The organism is Sphingomonas alba, assembly GCF_023516555.1.
In the GTDB taxonomy this organism is placed as follows: Bacteria; Pseudomonadota; Alphaproteobacteria; order Sphingomonadales; family Sphingomonadaceae; genus Sphingomicrobium; species Sphingomicrobium album.
Genome location: NZ_JAMGBD010000002.1, coordinates 411,670 through 430,626 on the forward strand (window position 1 = coordinate 411,670; position 18,957 = coordinate 430,626).

Annotated in this window: 22 protein-coding genes and 1 tRNA gene; 9 read left to right on the forward strand and 14 right to left on the reverse strand. The window is 63.9% G+C overall.

All coding sequences use genetic code 11. The features are described from left to right. Nucleotide 1: 1 nt before the first annotated feature. On the reverse strand, nt 2–556 hold the full coding sequence (locus LZ536_RS11805; protein WP_249848983.1) for a hypothetical protein: 555 nt from the start codon (nt 554–556) through the stop codon (nt 2–4). An 80-nt stretch (nt 557–636) separates the two neighbouring features. Beyond that, a complete protein-coding gene (locus LZ536_RS11810; protein WP_249848984.1) occupies nt 637–1,416 on the reverse strand; it encodes a sulfite exporter TauE/SafE family protein in 780 nt (259 codons plus the stop codon). Nucleotides 1,417–1,691: 275 nt separating this feature from the next. Here LZ536_RS11810 and LZ536_RS11815 point away from each other — a divergent pair, with 275 nt between their 5' ends. The 3 genes from LZ536_RS11815 to LZ536_RS11825 all read left to right on the forward strand — a co-directional run bounded on the left by LZ536_RS11815 (nt 1,692) and on the right by LZ536_RS11825 (nt 3,797). Further along, nucleotides 1,692–2,687 carry a phosphatase PAP2 family protein gene (locus LZ536_RS11815; protein WP_249848985.1) on the forward strand — a complete coding sequence of 332 codons (996 nt, stop codon included), beginning with the start codon at nt 1,692–1,694 and terminating at the stop codon, nt 2,685–2,687. Nucleotides 2,688–2,763: 76 nt separating this feature from the next. Continuing rightward, nucleotides 2,764–3,456: a serine O-acetyltransferase EpsC gene (gene epsC / locus LZ536_RS11820; protein WP_431357948.1), complete on the forward strand. Its 693-nt coding sequence runs from the start codon at nt 2,764–2,766 to the stop codon at nt 3,454–3,456. Further along, the gene (locus LZ536_RS11825; protein WP_431357949.1) at nt 3,453–3,797 is read left to right on the forward strand and encodes a DUF2794 domain-containing protein; all 345 of its coding nucleotides are present in this window, start codon (nt 3,453–3,455) and stop codon (nt 3,795–3,797) included. The genes epsC and LZ536_RS11825 overlap by 4 nt, the downstream gene beginning before the upstream one ends. Here LZ536_RS11825 and LZ536_RS11830 read toward each other — a convergent pair. From LZ536_RS11830 to LZ536_RS11840, 3 genes are all read right to left on the reverse strand, one after another. Then, the gene (locus LZ536_RS11830; RefSeq protein WP_249848986.1) at nt 3,775–4,893 is read right to left on the reverse strand and encodes a hypothetical protein; all 1,119 of its coding nucleotides are present in this window, start codon (nt 4,891–4,893) and stop codon (nt 3,775–3,777) included. The two genes, LZ536_RS11825 and LZ536_RS11830, sit on opposite strands and share 23 nt — an antisense overlap. Before the next feature lie 113 nt (nt 4,894–5,006). Further along, a complete protein-coding gene (locus LZ536_RS11835) occupies nt 5,007–6,233 on the reverse strand; it encodes a SulP family inorganic anion transporter (RefSeq protein ID WP_249848987.1) in 1,227 nt (408 codons plus the stop codon). A 304-nt stretch (nt 6,234–6,537) separates the two neighbouring features. Next, the gene (locus LZ536_RS11840) at nt 6,538–6,840 is read right to left on the reverse strand and encodes a glycine zipper 2TM domain-containing protein (RefSeq protein ID WP_249848988.1); all 303 of its coding nucleotides are present in this window, start codon (nt 6,838–6,840) and stop codon (nt 6,538–6,540) included. A gap of 199 nt (nt 6,841–7,039) precedes the next feature. On the opposite strand from LZ536_RS11840, the gene LZ536_RS11845 reads away from it, so the two are divergent. Further along, nucleotides 7,040–7,390, forward strand: a complete 351-nt coding sequence (locus LZ536_RS11845; protein ID WP_249848989.1) for a hypothetical protein — start codon at nt 7,040–7,042, stop codon at nt 7,388–7,390. On the opposite strand, the gene rsmD is transcribed toward LZ536_RS11845, so the two are convergent. Continuing rightward, nucleotides 7,387–7,923: a 16S rRNA (guanine(966)-N(2))-methyltransferase RsmD gene (gene rsmD, locus LZ536_RS11850; RefSeq protein ID WP_249848990.1), complete on the reverse strand. Its 537-nt coding sequence runs from the start codon at nt 7,921–7,923 to the stop codon at nt 7,387–7,389. The genes LZ536_RS11845 and rsmD overlap by 4 nt on opposite strands. Continuing rightward, nucleotides 7,920–8,702 carry a pseudouridine synthase gene (locus LZ536_RS11855; protein ID WP_431357950.1) on the reverse strand — a complete coding sequence of 261 codons (783 nt, stop codon included), beginning with the start codon at nt 8,700–8,702 and terminating at the stop codon, nt 7,920–7,922. Before LZ536_RS11855 ends, rsmD begins: the two co-directional genes overlap by 4 nt. A gap of 54 nt (nt 8,703–8,756) precedes the next feature. Here LZ536_RS11855 and LZ536_RS11860 point away from each other — a divergent pair, with 54 nt between their 5' ends. Then, nucleotides 8,757–9,191: a response regulator gene (locus LZ536_RS11860; protein WP_249848991.1), complete on the forward strand. Its 435-nt coding sequence runs from the start codon at nt 8,757–8,759 to the stop codon at nt 9,189–9,191. Here LZ536_RS11860 and LZ536_RS11865 read toward each other — a convergent pair. Continuing rightward, nucleotides 9,188–10,330 carry an aromatic ring-hydroxylating oxygenase subunit alpha gene (locus LZ536_RS11865; protein WP_249848992.1) on the reverse strand — a complete coding sequence of 381 codons (1,143 nt, stop codon included), beginning with the start codon at nt 10,328–10,330 and terminating at the stop codon, nt 9,188–9,190. The genes LZ536_RS11860 and LZ536_RS11865 overlap by 4 nt on opposite strands. Then, nucleotides 10,330–10,977 (reverse strand): (d)CMP kinase, encoded by a 648-nt coding sequence (locus LZ536_RS11870; protein WP_249849225.1) that lies wholly within the window; start codon nt 10,975–10,977, stop codon nt 10,330–10,332. Before LZ536_RS11870 ends, LZ536_RS11865 begins: the two co-directional genes overlap by 1 nt. 142 nt (nt 10,978–11,119) lie before the next feature. Here LZ536_RS11870 and LZ536_RS11875 point away from each other — a divergent pair, with 142 nt between their 5' ends. Next, complete coding sequence (locus LZ536_RS11875; protein ID WP_249848993.1) at nt 11,120–11,443, forward strand: FYDLN acid domain-containing protein; 324 nt, start codon at nt 11,120–11,122, stop codon at nt 11,441–11,443. 78 nt (nt 11,444–11,521) lie between these two features. Continuing rightward, nucleotides 11,522–11,597 (forward strand) — tRNA-Ala (locus tag LZ536_RS11880). A gap of 120 nt (nt 11,598–11,717) precedes the next feature. Here the strand turns inward: LZ536_RS11880 and LZ536_RS11885 are convergent. Then, on the reverse strand, nt 11,718–11,879 hold the full coding sequence (locus tag LZ536_RS11885) for a Flp family type IVb pilin (protein WP_249848994.1): 162 nt from the start codon (nt 11,877–11,879) through the stop codon (nt 11,718–11,720). Between the two features lie 153 nt (nt 11,880–12,032). Then, a complete protein-coding gene (locus tag LZ536_RS11890) occupies nt 12,033–14,006 on the reverse strand; it encodes a transglycosylase domain-containing protein (protein WP_249848995.1) in 1,974 nt (657 codons plus the stop codon). Nucleotides 14,007–14,115: 109 nt separating this feature from the next. Between LZ536_RS11890 and LZ536_RS11895 the strand changes: the two genes are divergently transcribed. Both LZ536_RS11895 and LZ536_RS11900 read left to right on the forward strand, forming a co-directional pair. Beyond that, entirely contained in the window at nt 14,116–15,585 is a 1,470-nt protein-coding gene (locus LZ536_RS11895) for an ABC transporter substrate-binding protein (protein ID WP_249848996.1), read from the forward strand. Beyond that, nucleotides 15,582–16,004, forward strand: coding sequence for a DUF4112 domain-containing protein (locus LZ536_RS11900; RefSeq protein ID WP_249848997.1), 423 nt, complete (start codon nt 15,582–15,584; stop codon nt 16,002–16,004). The genes LZ536_RS11895 and LZ536_RS11900 overlap by 4 nt, the downstream gene beginning before the upstream one ends. Here the strand turns inward: LZ536_RS11900 and LZ536_RS11905 are convergent. Genes LZ536_RS11905 through LZ536_RS11915 form a run of 3 tightly spaced genes read right to left on the reverse strand, consistent with a single transcriptional unit; the run spans nt 16,001 to nt 18,947 of the window. Further along, nucleotides 16,001–18,097, reverse strand: a complete 2,097-nt coding sequence (locus LZ536_RS11905) for a prolyl oligopeptidase family serine peptidase (RefSeq protein WP_249848998.1) — start codon at nt 18,095–18,097, stop codon at nt 16,001–16,003. The two genes, LZ536_RS11900 and LZ536_RS11905, sit on opposite strands and share 4 nt — an antisense overlap. Before the next feature lie 56 nt (nt 18,098–18,153). Further along, nucleotides 18,154–18,441 carry a hypothetical protein gene (locus tag LZ536_RS11910; RefSeq protein ID WP_249848999.1) on the reverse strand — a complete coding sequence of 96 codons (288 nt, stop codon included), beginning with the start codon at nt 18,439–18,441 and terminating at the stop codon, nt 18,154–18,156. Next, on the reverse strand, nt 18,438–18,947 hold the full coding sequence (locus tag LZ536_RS11915; RefSeq protein ID WP_249849000.1) for a DNA-deoxyinosine glycosylase: 510 nt from the start codon (nt 18,945–18,947) through the stop codon (nt 18,438–18,440). The genes LZ536_RS11910 and LZ536_RS11915 overlap by 4 nt, the downstream gene beginning before the upstream one ends. Between the last annotated feature and the right edge of the window lie 10 nt (nt 18,948–18,957).

Sequence of the window (18,957 nt, forward strand, 5' to 3'; positions counted from 1 at the left end):
GCTACTTGCCGCCGTTGAGGCGCCTGCCGACCTCCAGTTGGGCAAGGAAGTCGTGCATCATCGTCGACACCTTGTCTTCGGAGCCGAGCAGCACGGGCTGGCCCTGTCCGTACCAGCTCGCCCAGACTTCGCCATCCTCGAGGCTGAAGACCACGCCGCCCTCGCTTTCGTCCTCGCCCGGCCTGTGCAGCGCGTGGAAGAGCCCGCGGACAATCATCACAAGGCCGATCATCGCTGCCGAGGCGGCAAGGAAAATCGCGGCGCTGGACTGGAAGCAGTCGGAGTGGAGCAACTTCCCGGGTGCGCCAATGAACGAAAGGCCGAGGATGGGCACTGACAAGAGCGCAATCAGGGCCGCCTGCCACCACCTGAGGAAGATTGCCGAAAGCAGGACGAACGGCAGATAGGGTGTGAATTCGCAACCGGTGACGATGCCATCGACTGTCGCCCTCACCGCCGTCGCGGAGGTCAGGGCCGCGATCGCCGAGAGAGCCGCGAGCCGGCCCGTGAGCGGCGTCCGGACGACCCAGGTTTTCAGAGTGTCGACAGCAGCCATGAAGCACTCCCCGAGCCAGAGTGAATCGAAAATCAATACCGCCCGGATGACCACCCAAAAAGCGGGATATATTCCGATGCCTAGCTCAGGGCGCGATAGAGGCCGAAGGCGCTGCTGGCGGTGATCACCACGCCGACGAAGGTCAGCAGCAGGTCCGCATTGACGCGCTGGGCGATCCGGGCGCCGAACGGCGCGGCGATGACGCCGCCGATGAGGAGGCCGACGGTGGCGGTTGTGAAGGCCTGCCAGCCCAAGGTGGCGATGAAGGTCGCCGAAATGGTGACGGTCAGGAAAAATTCGGCGGTGTTGACGGTGCCGATCGTCTTCCGGGGATTGCTGCCCTGAACGAGCAGGTTCGTCGTGACGATCGCCCCCCAGCCGCCACCGCCGGCCGCGTCCAGAAAGCCACCGATGAGGCCGAGCGGCTCGACGATCCTGGGCCGCTTCTCGGTGTGTTTGTGCATGACGCCGCGATAGAAGAGATAGAGGCCGGTCCCGGTCAGGTAGGTGAGGACCGCCGGCTTGGCGATGTCGGCCGGCGTTTCGGTGAGGACGTAGGCGCCAAGGACCCCGCCAATCACTCCCGGAATGACGATCCGCATGAAGAGGCGCCAGTCGACATTGCGATGCGCGACATGGCTGATCGCCGAAACGCCGGTCGTGAAGGTCTCGGCGGTATGGACGCTGGCCGAAGCGAACTTAGGCGGCACGCCCAGCGCGATCAGCAGGGTGCTGGAGATTTGCCCGTAAGCCATGCCGAGCGCGCCATCGATCAGCTGGGCGAAGAAGCCGACGAGGATGAGCGGAAGCAGCAGAGACGGATCACCGAGGATGTCCGGGCTGATAAAGGCCTCCTGCAACTGTTGCTCATTCGCGCCATTGCCGCGCCGTACCATCTCCCGCAAGCAGCTTTGACGCTAATTTGGGGCGGACCGTCCGGCTATCGCCCTACCCAGCGTCAATATTTTATAACGTTCGGCTCCGCGCTCTTTCGGAGATCTTAACCATTCCATCTTAGCCAATTCGCCATGCAGACCGCTTCGAGGACCCGTTGAGACAGGTCATTTCGGCATTCCGCAGAGGTGCGGCCGAGGACGGACCGATCGTTGCCGGGGTCGGCGTCTTATGGGCGGCCATGCTGGCGATTCTGGCCACCCGGGGCGTGAGTGGCTTTCGGCCATCCGGCTATCTGGGTAATCTGCTGCTGTACGTCCTGACCCTGGGCGTAATGTCGGTTTTCGTGCTTGGCAGCCTTCTTTTCCGTCATCGTCCGAAGAGTCCGATCAGGTTCCTGTGGAGCCAGGTAGCCAGCACCAGCTGGATGGCCAGAATTGCTCGCGGCTTTCCCATGCTGGTCGTCGTCGCCGTCCTGATTCCGGCGTTTTCGGCCATGAAAAGCTCGATACCGCTATTCAATACTTACAGTTGGGATCCGGTGTGGATCGCGGCGGATCGAGCGATCCACGGCACTGACGCATGGCGATTGCTCCAGCCCGTGGCCGGGTTCCCAATCGTCACATCGCTGCTTTCGGTCGCCTATCATGCCTGGCTGTTCATCGTGTACGCGGGTAGCGCCTACTTCTGCATCTTCCCCCGGGACCGAGAGCTGAGAGCCAGGTATCTGATCAGCTATTTCGCCTGCTGGACGATCATTGGCGTCGCCATGGCGATCATGTTCGCGTCAGTCGGACCTTGTTTCCTCGCGCCTCTCACGGGCGATCACCACTTCGATCCGCTGATGTCCTATCTCTACAGCGCCAATCAGCAGTATCCTGTATTCGTGCTGCCTGTTCAGGAACAACTCCTCGCCTGGCAGCAGCAAAACGACCATGGCTTGGCGACGGGCATCTCAGCCATGCCGTCGATGCACGTTTCGATGGCGATGCTGTTCGCTTTGTCGATCTCGAAGATTTCAAGGGCGGCCGGGGCGGCGGCTTGGCTTTTCGTCGCGACGATCATGATCGCTTCGGTGCATCTCGCCTATCACTATGCGGTGGATGGCTATGTCGCGATTCTGATGACGCTGGCGATCTGGACGGTTGCGAAGCCACTGTCGAGGATGGTGGTCAATCGGCCTGCGGACACATTTCAGCAAGCGCAGGCTGGGCTGATCGGGACGGCCGCGACCTGAGAGGCCCAATTCAGCAAGACCGTCTGGCAATTGGCCCGTCCAAGACATACATTGGGAGCCGAACAACAAAGGGTGGATGCGCTTGTCCTTGGCGCTTGTCGATTATCTGGACTCGGTGAAATCTCGCGACCCGGCCGCGCGCTCGCGCTGGGAAGTGCTGCTCTATCCGGGTGTCCTGGCCCTCGGGCTCCATCGCATCGGCCACTGGCTCTACGGCGGCGAGCTGTATTTCCTGGCGCGGATGGTCAACCACATCGCCCGGTTCCTGACGGCCATCGACATCCATCCCGGCGCCAAGATCGGGCGGAATTTCTTCCTCGATCACGGCTTCTCCGTCATCGGCGAGACGGCCGAGATCGGCGACAACGTCACCATCTACCAGAATGTCACCCTGGGCGGCACGAACCCGTCGACGGGAATCGGCGGCAAGCGCCACCCGACGCTCAAGGACAATGTCGTCATCGGCTCCGGCGCGCAGATCCTGGGGCCCATCATCGTCGGCGAGGGCGCCAAGGTAGGCGCATGCTCGGTCGTCACCAAGGACGTCACACCCGGTGCAACCATGGTCGGCATTCCGGCCCGACCGGTCCCGATCGACACCGTGCATTATAGCCCGGGCTTCGTCCCCTATGGGACGCCCTGCGGCGAGGACGTCGATCCCACGCGCGCCCGCATGTGTGAGCTTGAGGAAGAGATTGCCGAGCTTCGCAAGGAGATTGCGGCGCTCAAGGCCCGGCGGGCGCCCGCGCCCAAGGCGAAAAGCGCTTGAGCGTCATTTCGCCGTTCCCTGGACCAAGGGACCGGCGGGCGTTGACTGCTTTCGACCACCGCGAGCTGCGACGCATCCTCGACCTCTACGGGCGCATGGTCGCAGCCGGTCACTGGCGCGACTATGCCATGCAGTTCGACATCGGCGTCGCCAGCTTTGCCGCCTTCCGGCGATCCGCCGACCGTCCGGAAATCTGGATACAGAAACGCCCCGAGCTTCATGCGAAGCAGGGGGCGTTCTCTTTGGTGTCCGAACATGGCGCCGTGCTCAAACGGGGTCACGACCTTTCACTGGTCCTGGCCCCGCTCGAGCGCCGGCTTATGCGGCTGGTGCGGGACTAGCCACCGAGCTCACCGAGCGGTCCAGCAACGGCAGCTTCGACCGCAGGCTTGCCGGCAGCGGCCGCACGACCATCGCCCGGGCCTGGTGCCAGAAGGCCGACAGCATCAACAGCGCCGAGCCGATGACCAACGCCGTCAGCGCGACGTTGAGCTCGACCGCTCCGAACTGGTCGAACAGGGCCTTGAGCGCGAACAACACATAGGCGAGCGCCGAAACGAGCAATGCGCGGCGGTCGATGGCGAGCGCGGTGATGCCCATCACGATGTAGAGGGCGATCACGACCAGGCCCTCACCAATGGAGGCGCTGTTGTCGTTGAGGCCGAGCAGGCTGAAGATCGGATGGACGATCATCGGCGCCGCCAGCAGGTGCAGCCAGAAGGCGACGTCGCTGCGCCGCGTCACGCGGGCAGGATCCGACGAATCCCAGCGCATCGCGAACAGGAATACGCCGATGCCGAGCAGCAGCACAAAGCCGAGCAGGATGTTGCCGTTGAAGCCGTCGGCGTTGCCGAGGACCGCAATGATGAGGCCGACGGCAATGGCCGACACGGCGGCCGCGCCGGCGGCAATCGTGATCGGGACATGGAAGCGGCGCCAATGGGCCCAGGCCGCCGCAGCCGCGATGGCACCGGAGACGGAGGCGATGATGCCACCGACGAGTGCTTCCCGATTGCCCTGCGGTTCGCCGACCGCGAGGACCAGGCTGAACCCTGCCGTGGCAAAGACGCCCATGACGAAGGCCAGCAGCAAGAGGATGGAAGGCAACGCCATGCGGCGCTTGGCGGTGAAGAACAATGCTAGTCCCCAGGCGGTCGCAGCGACGAACAGCGGCGCCAAAGGCGAGGGTCCATCATGGTCGATGATCAGGCCAAGGGTCTGGCCGATCGACTGGCCGATGAAGCCAACCGCGAACAGCAGGATTGCTGCGGCGATGGAGACGAAAATATCGTTGAAGCCGGTGATGAGGCGGAATTGTTCTTCGTCGACAGACGGGGTCGCCCGCTGGTTTTCGACGAATCCGCGAAGCGCGTTGGCCTGATCGACGCTGATCGCGCCCGCCGCCACTGCCTCGTCGAGGTCATTCTGGCTGTACATGTTGCATCCTCCCTGTGGCGACCAGCCTAGGGGAGGTGTATTATTATGTCAATACAGTGGTCGGTGGGATTGAGAGGTATTGGCGGGTTTGGGTGGGAACTGACACTTGCCGCTTAGAGCTGAGACCGGTCTGAAGGTGCCCACTCTTCAGGTTCGACGTCCTTGCGGATGAGGCGAAGCGCCAAGCCGGCGACTGTTCCCACCGCAATGGCAATGGTCAGGTCAGTAACGACTGTCAGGACCATCGTGAGGAAAAGCAGGTTGCGATCCCCTGTCCGCAATCTAAGCCGCTCACCCCAGCGATGGGGCTCGCTCATGACCCATGCGGTCACGATGAGCAGGCCCGCCAGGGCCGGCATGGCAAGATAACCGCAAAGCCAGCCCGCCCCGAGCGTGATGAGCAGGATCGCAAGCGCATGGACAATGCCTGCAATGGGTGTCCGGCCACCAGCCCGCACGTTTGTCGCGGTACGGGCGATTGCACCGGTTGCAGGCAACCCACCGAACATAGGTGAGGCAATGTTTGCCGCGCCTTGCGCGAGCAGCTCGGCGTTCGAGCGATGACGCCCGCCAATGATTCGATCCGCGACAATGGCCGAAAGGAGCGATTCCACGGCGGCCAAGAAGGCTATGACAAGGGCGGAAGGCAGCAAGGCGCTGATACGGGCGATGCTCACGTGCGGCAGCGAAGGTTCCGGCAGGCCGGCGGGAAGGGAGCCGAAGCGAGAGTAAATGGTGTCGACGGGCAAAGCGAGCAGGGCGATCGCAGCGGATGCTACGGCGATGACTAGGAGAGATCCCGGAAACCAGGGGGCGATGCGCCGGAGCAGGGCTATGCCTCCTACCGAGAACAGGCCAACGGCCAATGCCAACGGATTGATCATATCGCGAGCGGCCCAGAGAGCTGGTAGCGCCTGCACCAAATCGGCGGACACTCTTGTTGAAGAAAGCCCAAGCAAGTCCTTGAGCTGACTGACCGCGATGATGAGGGCAATACCGACGGTGAAGCCTTCGATCACCGGCTCTGGCACCAAGGTTATGAAGCGGCCCGCCCGCAACAGCCCGCCGACGATGAGGATGACGCCCGCCATGAGTGTTGCGAGAAGAAGACCGTCGAATCCGTGCTGCTCGACTATGCCGTATACGACGACGATGAACGCACCCGTCGGGCCGCCAATCTGGACCCGGCTGCCCCCCAGCAATGAGATCAGGAAGCCAGCGATTATCGCGGTTACCAGTCCGGACTTCGGGTCGGCGCCGGACGCAATTGCAATCGCGATGCTGAGAGGCAGAGCAACAAGGGCGACTGTGATCCCGGCGAAGGCATCGCCAAGGAACATGCGCCAAGAATATTCGCGGATTGTCGTTAAGAGTTTGGGCTTCACACGACCGAGCTAACGATCTCGTTGCGACAGTTCAACGAAACTGCCCAAGGTCCGCAACGAGTCGAAAGCGGACATTAGCCGTCACGGAGTAAATCCGTGACGTCAGTCCTCGCTGCGCGAGGCTGGCCGGCATTCAATCTCTCTTCGCATAAGCTCCGGTTCGCTGCGCGAATCCTCCCTTATGCTCGGGATTTCATGTGTGGGTGGCCGGCGCCGAGTTGGGGGGTGGGTGCGAGGCGCCGGCCTAAGGAATATCGTATCAGTGGCAGGTATAGCGGCTGCGATCGATCTCGCGGCCGACCAGGGCGCCGGCGGCGGCGCCGATAATCGTGCCCGTCGCGCGTTCGCCATGCGTGTCGATGGCACGGCCAACCAGCGCGCCGCCTGCGGCGCCGACGATCAGGCCCGTGGTGCCGTTGGGGCGATGGCAGCGCAGGCGGCCGTGGGAATCACGCCAGACCTTGCCGTGATAATAGCCGGTGCGCGCATCGGCCGCCGTCGGCAATGCCGGGATGGCGAAAGCAGTCGCAGCCAAGGCAAGGATCGTTCTACGCAAACTCATCTCCCTAATCTTCTTTCGTTGGAACCTGAGCGAAACGAACCGCAGATGCGAGGCGGAGTTAATGTTACCCGGCCCGTTAACGACGAACCGAGCCGATGATTCAGGCGGGACAGCGGTAAAAGCCGGGGAACAGGCTGCTGCCCTTGCCGTTCGGTCCGGCAACGCCGACATGATGGCGATCGATCAGGGAGAGAATACAATGGCAAAGCCCGCAAAGGCGAAAGCCGGCAACAAGAAGAAAACCAAAAAGGCCGAGTCACGGGCGCTCGTGGTGGCCACCCCCAAGAGCGGCGGCGGATCGAAGAACAAGGCTGGCATCAAGGATCTCGCCAGCCTGCTGGAGCATCCCCTGGTTACCGAATTGCTGGCGGTCGGCGCGATGGCGGCGGTCAGTGCGATTGCCGAGCATGGCGTCAAGTCGCGCAACGGCGAGCTCAAAAAGGGATCGAAGGTGATCAAGAATGCCGGCAAGGCCGCGGCGACGGCCATGGGCAAGCGCCTGGTCACCGAGTTCGACGAAATCCGCAAAGCATCGAAGAAGAAGGCCTAGGCGCGGATCAGCGTAATCCGGGCCTTGCCGACCCGGCGTTCGGCATCGATCGTCCAGCCGCCGGCATCGACGGGCTCTTTGGCTTCGGTCTCGATGGCCAGCCAACCGCTGTCGGCCAGCCAATTGGCATCGCGGACCGCCGTTACGACTGCCGATCCTGAGCCTGCGGCGTAGGGCGGGTCTGCGAGTATCAGGTCGAAGGGTTGCGCCGGCGCAAGTTTTGCCGCGGATAAGGGTCGCAAATCAGCCCTATCGGCGGCCTTCACCGAAGCAAGGTTCAACCGGATGGCTGAGAGCGCATTCCTGTCGTTCTCGACAAAGGTGACGTGCGCGGCACCGCGCGACAAGGCTTCCAAACCCAAGGCGCCGCTGCCGGCATAAAGGTCGGCGACGCGAAGGCCTTCGAAGCTGCCAATGCGGCTGACCAGCATGGAGAAGAGCGTTTCGCGCGTGCGATCGGCGGTGGGCCGAGTCCCCTGCCCTGCAGGCGCCTGCAAAGGCCGTCCGCGCCATTCGCCGGCGATGATCCTCATTTCAGGGACGAGCGGAAATTGGCGAGCTCGCCGGCGTCGACCTCCTCGATCTGGCCGGGCGCGAGGCCTTCAAGGCTGAGTGGGCCGTACGAGGTGCGGATCAGGCGCGACACCTGCATTCCAAGGTGCTCCAACACGCGCCGCACTTCGCGGTTCTTGCCCTCGGTGAGGCTCATCTCGATCCAGCGGTTGCGGCCGCTTCCGCGTTCGAGATTGGCATCAATCGACCCGTAGCGGACGCCTTCGATGGTGATGCCCTCCGACAAGTCCTCGAGCTGGGCCTGGGTGACATCGCCGAATGCGCGCGCCCGGTAACTGCGGACCACGCCGGTCTTTGGCAGCTCAAGCAGGCGCTTCAATTCGCCGTCGTTGGTGAGCAGAAGCAGGCCTTCGGTCATGAAATCGAGGCGGCCCACGGGCATCAGGCGGGGCAGGCCTTTGGGCAGCACGTCGTAGATCGTCGGACGTCCCTTGGGGTCGAACTCCGCCGTGAGTGCGCGCTGCGGCTTGTAGAACCGATAGAGGCGGGTCGCCTTGGCCGGCCGGACCGGCCTGCCATCGACCGTCAGTCCGGCAACGTCCTTCAGCAGGGTCGCCGGAGTCGTAATTGTCTCCCCGTCGAGCGCGATGCGCCCTTCGGCGATCATCCGCTCAATCTCGCGGCGGGAAGCGATGCCGGCGCGGGCGAGCAGCTTGGCGATCCGCTGCGGACCTTCCTCGCGCGGCGGCGGCGGGCCCTTGCGGCGCTGCGGCGAAGAGCCTTTACTGCCGCGCGGCACCGGAGGACGCTTCGTTCGTTGCGGGGTCACAGGGTTGGTCCTACCGGGGAAAGCATGCTGTTCGGCAAGCGCAAGCGTATCGTCAAGCGTATCCTCGTCATCGAGGACGAGCCGCTGACCGCGTTCGACAATGAAGTGATGATCAAGGATGCGGGTTACGAGGTCGTCGCCACCCATGACGATTTCGAGGAAGCGGTGGCCGCGCTCGACCGCGGGAAGGTCGACCTGATCCTCAGCGACGTGCGGCTTCGGGGCAAGAAAACGGGCATCCATCTGGCCAAGGAAGCGCAGAAACGCGGCGTACCTTTGCTCTTCGTGACCGGTGCGCCACCTGAGAATGCCTCCGACCTGGCCCTGGGCTGCCTGCATAAACCCTATTCGGCCCGGCAGTTGAGGAAGGCGCTGGAGGTGATCGACCAGCATCTCGCCGGCGAGCAGCCCAAAGTGCCGAAGGGAATGGAGCTCTACGCGCCCAAGCAAGCAGGCTAAAGCGCTGCCTCGATCCGGGCGTGGAACTCTGCAATGCCCTGTTCGAGCGTGCCCAGCGTCGCCTCCTTGAGAAGGCCGCTTGTCAGGCCACGATGGCACAAAGCGGCAGCGTGGAAATCTTCCGCCGCGAATGTCCCGCCGTCGAGCAGGTCCCAGCTGCGCCGCCAGTGCGCTTCCGCTTCGTTGGTTTCGGGCCGCTCCGGGATCAGCATGAAATCCTCGACAAGGCAGCGGCCGACCGATTGCGGCATGACGACCAGGACGTTGATGTAGTCCGGGCTCATGATGACGATCGTGTTCGGGAAGATCTGGTAGGTGTAGGTGACCGCGCGGCGGAGAGCCGCCCAGTCGTCGCGATCGATCTCGGCAAGATATTCGGACCGGCCGACGGCCGCGCGTTGATGCGGGCCGATCATGTCGGCAACAGTGATGCCGTCGGCGAAGAAGGGCGCGATCGTCTGCGCGTGCAGCCGCTGGACATGATAGCTTTCAAGGAAAGCGTCGATCACCAGCTTCCAATTGGCGGCAACGTCATGGGTCTTGCGGCGGTAGAGGTGGTGGCCGCCGATCCCGAACGCGTCGAAATCCTCACAGAGCATGTCGATCTCGGCAAAATCTTCATTGCCGTCGCGCGAGAACCAGATGAGTCCGCCGCATTCATAGTCGCGGAACGGCATCAGGCCGTGATCGGCCTTGTCCATTCCCGGGAAACATTCGGCGCGCGGCAGGCCGATGAGCTGGCCGTCCGAGCGATAGGTCCAGGCGTGATAGGGGCAGACAATCCGCGAGGCCGGCGTCGGCTCGTCGTCCGTGTCGATCAGGCGGGTGCCGCGATGGCGGCAGACATTGGCAAGGACATGCGCCTCGCCTTGCCCGTCGCGCGACAGGATCAGCGGTGTGCCATAGCCGTCGTGGGCAACGGCGAGGTTCGGGGCGGGAATGAGTGCGGACGGCGCTACGAGCAAAGGCAGCCTATGGAATATGCGCGCCTGCTCGGCCTCGAAGCGGTCGGTGTCGATATAGATTGAGGACGGGACGGCCTGGACGGCTTTGCCCATCACCGCCTCGCCGCGCGCCAGGGCTTCAGCGAGCGCTCGCTGGCCCGGGCTTGGCCGCAGGCTGCGGGTCGGCGCATCCATTAAACTGGGTTAAGCTTATCCACTGAGTCGCGCAATCGTTTCTCTGCCAGATCGATCGCCGCGGAAATGGCGGCGTCGATGTCCATTTCGCTGGTGTCGAGGTGGATTGCGTCGACCGCTTCCTCCAGAGGCGCGGTCACTCGCGAGGAATCGCGCGCGTCGCGGGCCTTGAGGTCGATGACAACGTCTTCAAGATGCGCGGGCATGCCGCGCGACAGCAACTCGGCGACGCGGCGGCGGGCGCGCACCTCGACCGAAGCGGTGACAAACAATTTCACGTCGGCCTGCGGGGCGATGACGGTGCCGATGTCGCGGCCGTCGAGGACGGCGCCGCCGGCCTGGCCCGCGAAGTTGCGCTGGCGATCCAGCAGGCGCTCACGGACGGCTGGATAAGCAGAGATTCGCGACGCTATGGAGCCGACGATTTCCGAACGCAGCTCTGGGTCGTCAAGCGAGATGGAGGTGAGGTCGCAAGCGCGGGTCGCCTCGAACTCACTGGCAGGATCGCCGCCAAAGCGGAACAGGTTAAGGGCGACGGCGCGGTACAAAAGGCCCGTGTCCATGTGCGGCAGCCCGAAATGCCGGGCGAGCGCCTTGGCGATGGTGCCCTTGCCGCTTGCGGCGGGTCCGTCGACGGCAATGACGATCGCTCGCCGGGGGGTCTTCGCCTCGCTCACAGGCCGGGCGCTTTGACAGGGCCGAACGCCTATGGCAAGGCGCCCGCCGATTGCCGCCGGCCCCGGCCGTCGCGGCACATGAACTGACCGCCTGACTGGAGAACATCTCACCATGGTGAAGCCCGAATGGGGCACCAAGCGCACCTGTCCCAAATGCGCGACCCGTTTCTACGACCTCGGCAATGACGAGCCTGTGACCTGCATCGAATGCGGCACTGCGTTCATGCCCGAGCCGGTGCTGAAATCGAAGCAGCCGCTGCCCTTCGAGGCGGTGGCCGCGCAGCCGGAGAAGGACGAGACCGCCGACGACGATCTCGCCGCCGAAGAGCTGGTTCCGGACGAGGACGAAGAGCCCAGCGCCGACGACGAAGTCGATCTGTCGACCGGCGATGAAGATCTCGGCGTCGCCACCGGCGAAAGCGACGAAGACCATTGATTTAAAGGATTAACCCGCGCCGCACGAAGCTTCCGCTTGCACAACAGGAAGTTTTGCCTAAATGCGCGGGACTGGATCGGGGCCGTAGCTCAGCTGGGAGAGCGTCGCAATGGCATTGCGAAGGTCAGGGGTTCGATCCCCCTCGGCTCCACCATCCAAATAAAGGCCCGCTTCGGCGGGCCTTTTTCATTGTGGTGCGGGAATAAGTGCTTTGCACATACGAAAGCGGCGGCGTCTTTCGACGCCGCCGCCCCGTTTCAACCGTTTAACTGACTTACGAGAGGTCAGACGAAACGTTGTTGAAGGTGTCGCCGAGCTTCGAGCCAACGCTCGTCATGGCGGCAATGGCAGCAACGGCAATCAGGGCGGCAATCAGGCCGTACTCGATCGCGGTCGCACCCTTGTTGTTGCGAATCAGCTTAAGAAACTTAGCCATCTCTGGTCTCCTCGTTCCACAATAAGGGGTCCACATCCCCCACCGGGCGTCTTGACGCGCATCCGGATGAGACCGTTTTGGCGAGAAGAGATTGAGAAAAGTTTAAATTGCCGAATTATCGGGCCGGTAACCATTTTTTCCCGAAGACGGCCTTCAGCGGTCGTTGAGCAGCTTGTCGAGGATGCTCGCGACGCGATCGATGACCTTCTCCGGGTCGCTCCATTCCTCGGGCAACGGGCTTTGCCGCTCACGCTCCGGCGGTGGCAGGGAGCGCCGACGATAATCGCGCGGCAGTGGCGGACCACGCGATCCGTCGACCGCAAGCGCGCTCGCCATGAAATTGTGCCAGATGCGCGCGGGGACGGTGCCTCCGGTCATCCGGCCGAGCGACTTTTCATCGTCGCGGCCAACCCAGACGCCGACGACGAGGTTGCCGGCGAAACCGATGAACAATGCGTCACGATTGTTCTGGGTCGTACCGGTCTTGCCGAATGTCGGGACACCTAAAGCTGCGCGCTTGCCGGTTCCCTCGTTGGCCGCCGCCCAGAGCAGGTCGAGCATCGGTCCCCAATCGCGATTGCGATCGAGTTCGCCGCCGCGGCTGAAGAAAGACGAAAAACCCTCGTCCTCCTCGCCGAGCGGCAATCCGCGCGGCTTGATGGGGTAATGCCCGCTGGCGACAGCCGCATAGGCGCTGGTCAATTCCAGCAGGCTGACTCCGGCGGTACCGAGCGCGACGCTGGGCGAATTCGGCAGCGGCGAGCTGATGCCAAGCTCACGCGCGGCGCGCATGACGTTCTGGCGCCCTACTCGCTCAGACAGGCGCACGGCCGCCGCATTGCTGGAGCGCAGGAACGCCTCGCGGAGCGTGATCTCTCCGCGATAGACGCCGTCGCCGTTCGCCGGGGTCCAGCCGTCGACCGTGATCGGCCTGTCCTCGATCAGGTCGGTGGGCTTGTAGCCCGCCCTGAGCGCGGCGAGGTAGACGAAGAGCTTGAAGGCGGAGCCCGGCTGGCGGCGCGCCTGGGTCGCACGGTTGAACGCGCTCTTCCCATAATTTCGGCCACCCACCATGGCGACAATGCGGCCGTCCGGACGCATTGCGACCAGCGCCGCCTGGGCGTCGCCGATCGGGGCATTGGCGATGGTCCGCGAGGCGATGCGCTGAAGGTCGGCGTCGAGCGTCGTCTGCACCTTCACTTCGCCATAGTCAGCCTCAAACGCCTTCTGCGCCGCCGGCGCGACCCAATCGGCGAAGTAGGTGCCGGTCGGGACCCGGTCAGTCTGAGCGACGGGACGAGCTGACTTTGTCGAATGCGCGCGTGACTGGGAGATGACGCCGGTGTCGGCCATTGCCTGGAGCACGAGACGGCTGCGCTTCTGGGCGAGTGCGAGGTTCCTGGTCGGTGCGAGACGGGACGGCGCCTGCACCATCCCGGCGAGCATCGCCGACTGGGCCAGGTTCAGATTGTCCGGCGATTTGCCGAAATAATGCTTCGAGGCGGCGCGGAGCCCATAGACGCCGTCGCCGAAATAGACGGACGACAGATAACGCGAAAGGATCTCGTCCTTCGTCAACCAGGCTTCCAGCCAGAAGGCAATAATGACTTCCTGCGCCTTGCGCTTGAGGCTGCGGTCCGAGCTCAGGAAACTGGTCTTGGCGAGTTGCTGGGTCAGGGTCGAACCGCCCTGGCGGACTCCTCCGGCGTGAAAATTGGCGACCATCGCCCGGCCGATGGCGCGCGGGTCGATGCCCCAATGGCTCCTGAAACGGCGGTCTTCGATGGCGATAAAGGCATTGGGCGTCAGTGGATTGAGCTCGGCGATGGTGACCGGCTCGTCCTTGACCGCACCGCGCCGCGCGATCGGCTGGCCTTCGGAACTGAGCAGCAGCATGGCAGGATCGTCGAGCGGCTCAAGCGCGCGGCTCAAGGGCGCGGTGACGATGAGCCAGATCAATGTGACAAGCAGCAGGCCAGCGAAACCGTAAAGGCCCCATTTCCAATAGCGGCGCTTGCTGGGCTTGCCCGTCCCTTCAGACGGTGGCGAAGGGTCGACCGGGATCGGATCCGGCAAATCCTCGATGTTCCGTCCGTCCCGCCGCCAGATGGTGTCGCTGTCGCTCATCCAAACCCTGTTCTGGGGACCTCGCCCTAACTGCCTTACTTAAGTAAAACAGTCCTTGGGACATATCCAGATGCTTGATGAACCCCGCTATAACGCTAGACGCATGAGGATGCGCCGCGTTTTCCGCAGCCTGCTGTTCGCCGCTATGCTGGCCTCGGGACTGGCGGGTTGCGGGCCGTCCAACGACGAAGCGCTGGACGTTACGGTCATCGGTTCGGCCGCGCCGGCTCTCTCCGACCCCGATTCCGGCCCGCTCACCGCACCAAGCGAAGTGTTGATGGCGAGCACGGCGCAGGGATTGGTTCGGTTCGACCCGAAAGGGCAGATCGAGCCCGGCCTCGCCGAGACATGGAACGTCAGTGACGACGGGCTGAGCTACATCTTCCGCCTGGCGACCGGCGACTGGCCCAACGGCCGGCCGATCGTTGCGCGCGACGTCGCCAAGATTCTCAACCGTGAGATACGGGCTTCCAGCCGCAACCCGCTGAAAGACACGCTGGGCGCAGTCGACGAAATCGTCCCCATGACGGATCGCGTCATCGAAGTCCGGCTAAAGGCGCCGCGGCCATATCTGCTGCAGCTGCTGGCCCAGCCCCAGTTCGCCCTCGTCCGGGAAGGCCACGGCACCGGCCCTTTCCTGATCGACTCCAAGCAGACTGTGCAGGGCGCCATCGCAGTGACGCGAACAATTCGGGTCGTCGACGATGCCGACCGGATCGAGCGCGTTCGGCTTCGCCATGCGTCCGCTCGCGACGCGATCCAGCAATTCCGGGCCGGCAAGGCCGGACTCGTCCTTGGCGGCACCTTTGCGGACCTGCCGCTTGTCCCCCGTGACCGGAGCACGCGGAATTCGCTGCGGTTCGATCCGGTCGCCGGGCTGTTCGGCCTGGTGCCGGCGCGAGCGACCGGGCCGATCGCCGACGCACAACTGCGCGAACTGTTGGATGAAGCCATCAATCGCGACGCGCTGATTGCGGCCTTGAACGTCCCCAACCTGGTACCGCGAACGACGATCCTGCAGTCGGGACTGGAGGGTAGCGCCACGCCCCAGGTGCCGCCGTGGGCGGCAACAGCCCTTCAGGATCGTTATAACCAAGTGGTTGGGCAAGCGCGGACCGCGCTGGGTCCCGGGCGCTTGTCTCTCTCTGTCGCGCTGCCCACCGGTCCGGGAGCCGACTTGTTGTTTGAACGGTTGAAAGCTGACTGGGCGCCGCTCGGTGTTGACCTGGTCCGTGTTGGCTGGGGAGCGAGCGCTGATTTGAAGCTGGTCGATGCAGTGGCGCCATCGAGCACGCCCGCCTGGTTCGTACGCAGTTTCCGCTGCGGCGTGGTGCCCATCTGCCTGCCGGAGGCCGACAAGCTGATGGACGACGGCCGCGACACGCAGGTTGCTGCCCAGCGCACGGCCTTCCTGACCCAAGCCGGACGGATGCTCGACGAGAAAACCCTGTTCCTGCCGCTGGCGGCGCCCGTGCGCTGGTCGCTGGTGTCGGCCGACCTTCCCGGCTTTTCGGAGAACATCTTTGCCCGTCACCCGTTGAGCGGCTTGAGAGACAAACCGACACGGGAGCGGCAATGATGGACGTCAGGCAGGAGGACCGCCGCCCCTTTCCGGGGCTAGGCACCGACCCCCAGTCCGTGCGCACGCGGATCGAGACGATGGAACGGCTGCTGGAACATATCGTCACGATTCCCGGCACCAACCAGAAGATCGGGCTCGACGTCATCCTCGACCTTGTGCCGATCGCGGGCAGCACGGCGGCCGCTGCTCTTGGCGCCTATATGGCCTGGGAGGCTCGCAACCTCGGTATGTCGAAATGGCAGGTCGCGCGCATGGCCGGGAATATCGGCGTCGACTGGCTGTTCGGCCTCATCCCCTGGGTCGGGGCGATCCCCGACCTCCTGTTCAAGTCCAACACGCGCAACCTGCGCATCATCAAGCGGCACCTGGACAAGCACCACGCCAATACGGCGACGATCGAGGCGAAGCTCCGCTAGGGCTTCGTCGTCCCGACCTCCTTCGTCAGGAACGCCCAGAGCAACGCCGAGCGCTTGGCGTCTTCGGTCAGGTCGGCGCCGACGGAGTGACCGCCCTCGGTATATTCGTGGTAGTAGACGGTGTTGCCGTAAGCCTTGAGCTTGGCGCTCGCCTTGCGGGCATGGCCCGGATGCACGCGGTCGTCCTTCGTGGACAAATAAAAGAAGGTGGCCGGGTAACGGACGCCCTTCCTGATGTTCTGATATGGCGAATATTTGCTCATGAACGCCCAGTCGGCCGGCTTGTCGGGATCGCCATATTCATCGATCCACGACGCGCCTGCGAGCAGGTGCGAATAGCGCTTCATGTCGAACAGAGGCGAGCCGATGATCGCCGCGCGATAGAGGTCCGGATGCTGGGTGATCGAGGCGCCGGTCAGTACGCCGCCGTTCGAGCGGCCGGAGATTGCGATGCCGGCCTTCTTGGCGACGCCGGTGCGGATCAGGTCGCGCGAGACAGCTTCGAGGTCGTCGAAGCTGTTCTGCCGCTTTTCGCGCAAGGCGTCGCGCCACCAGCCCGGGCCATATTCACCGCCGCCGCGGATGTTGGCGAGAACGAACGCGCCGCCATCTTCGACCCAGAACAGGCCGAGCGGGTTGGCGCGGTAGGGTTGGCCGCTGAGATAGGTCGGGGTCTGGGCGTTGCGGAAGCCGCCATAGGCATGGACGAGCACGCCGGTCGGCTTGGTGACGCCCTTCTTGCGGACGAGGAAATAAGGGACGCGCGTGCCGTCCTTTGACTTGGCGAAGCGCTGGGTAACGGTGAACTTCGACGCATCGAACTGCGCGGGCAGCGAGGCGATGGTGCGGTTGCCGCCGCCGCCTACTGCGACGAGCGTCGTCGGCTGCAGCATGCCCTCGACGGTCGCAAAGGCGATGTCCTGCTTGTCGGCGCCGCCGATGATGTGGATCGTGCTGTTGCCCGGCAGGTTCATGTCCTGGCCGGCCCAATGGCCGTCGGGCTGGCGGGAATAACGGAAAAGCTTTCCCGAAACGTCGTCGAGCGCCTTGATCCAGAGGACGTTGTCGGTGGCGGAGACTTCCTCGATCGCCTGGGTCTTGCTCGGCGCCATGACGAGGGTCGGTGCAGGCTTCTGCCCCGCTAGCATCTGGTTGATGTCGAAGGCCACGACCGAGCCTGGCTGGAATGCGCCCAGCGGCTCGACGAGGGTGACGATCGCCTGGCCGGAGACGACGGCGTCGACGCTGGCAGTCTGCGGGATCGGCAGTTCGACCCAACGGCCGTCGGGCGTGCGCATGGAGACGCGCGATTCATAGAAGCCAACGTTGCGGCTGATGGCGACCCGGCGGGTCTTGCCATCCATGACCGAGAACGGGCCGATGCCGATGTTCTCGGGGCTGACTTCGGCGACCTGCGTCGCGGAACTCCACGGAGTGCCGCGCTTCCACTCCTTGACGATCCGCGGATAGCCGGACTTGGTGGCTGTCCCCTCGCCTTCGACCCGGGCGACCAGCAAGGTGTTTTCATCGACCCAGGTGGCGTTGTTCTTGCCTTCCGGCACTTCGAAGCCGCCGGTGACGAACTGGCCGGTCGTCATGTCGAATTCGCGGATGATGTCGGCATCGCTGCCGCCCGGGCTTAATGAGACCAGGCAGTGGCGATATTCGGGCGCCAGGCAGTTGGCGCCGTGCCAGACCCAGCTTTTGCCTTCCGTCTTGCCCAATGCATCGACGTCAATGACCGTGCGCCACTCGGGTTTGCCGGCCAGATAGGCATTGAGCGGCGAGACGCGCCACAGGCCGCGCTTGTGGTTCTCATCGACCCAATGGTTGGTAACGAGGTCGCCCATGACCTCGTCGGGCATGGCGATACGGTTGGGATCGTTGAGGAGCGCCAGCGCCCGCTGCCGGTGCGCTTCGTAACCCGGCATCTTCGTCAGCAGGTCCTCGGTTTGGGCATTCCATTCCTTCACCTGCGCCAGCGGCTTTGCGCCCTGGATATCCTCCAGCCAGAGATAGGGGTCGGTCGACTGGGCAATGGCAGTGGTGGCGAGGCCGACGGCTGCGGCGGCGAGCAGGTGCTTGGGGCGCATGAAATACTCCGGAAAACTGAATTGGTGGGTCGATGGCTGGAAAGGCGGCGGCTCGCCTAGCCCTGTTCGCTCAAGAAGCGCATCAGTTCTGCAAGCGTCGCTTCCATCTGGTCCTGCATCTGGCTGACGAGCTCGTTTTCGCGCATGCCTTCATGATCGAGCGGCTTGGAATAGCTCTCCGAAAACGCCTTCAAGTCCTGCTTGTCGAACACGCCGCGCTGGACGAGCTTGGCGAGGATGACGAGCAGGCCGTTGGTGTTGGCGATATTGCCGGCCACGAGCGCCTCATCGACCATCGAAAGACTCGTGTCCTTATCGGCGTCTTGTTCTTCAACGTCGGTCATATGGGTAATTTGGACGATTCCGGTGGCTGTGCAACCCCGGCGTGTCGGCGAAGCACCGCCCACGCTTGTGACTTGTCGGCGAACGGTCGTGTCAGCGCGGCGCTGGACGAAGGCAGGTCGATGAAGGTCAGGCCGGCATGTGAGGCAAGCGTACGGCGGCCGATGGCGGCGGCGGTCTTGCCGTTGAAGGCGACGGCTTCGAGGCGCGGATGGGAGGCAACATAGGTGACGAGTCGGTTCGCCGTTGCGTCGCGGATGGCGCCATCGAGGCTGCCCTGCCGGCGAGCCTCGGCAACGACGTCCCAAAGCGCAATCTCGCGCGCTGCCAGGCGTTCGAGGCGAACGTCATAGTCCATAGCCGCGAGGTCTTCAGTGATCGCCAGGCCAAGCAACCGCCAGAATTGATTGGTCGGATGCGCGTAGTAACGCTGCGCGGCGAGCGATGCCTCGCCCGGCAATGAGCCGAGGATCAGGAGCCGCGCATCCTGCGATCCAACCGGGCCCATTGAACGTTTT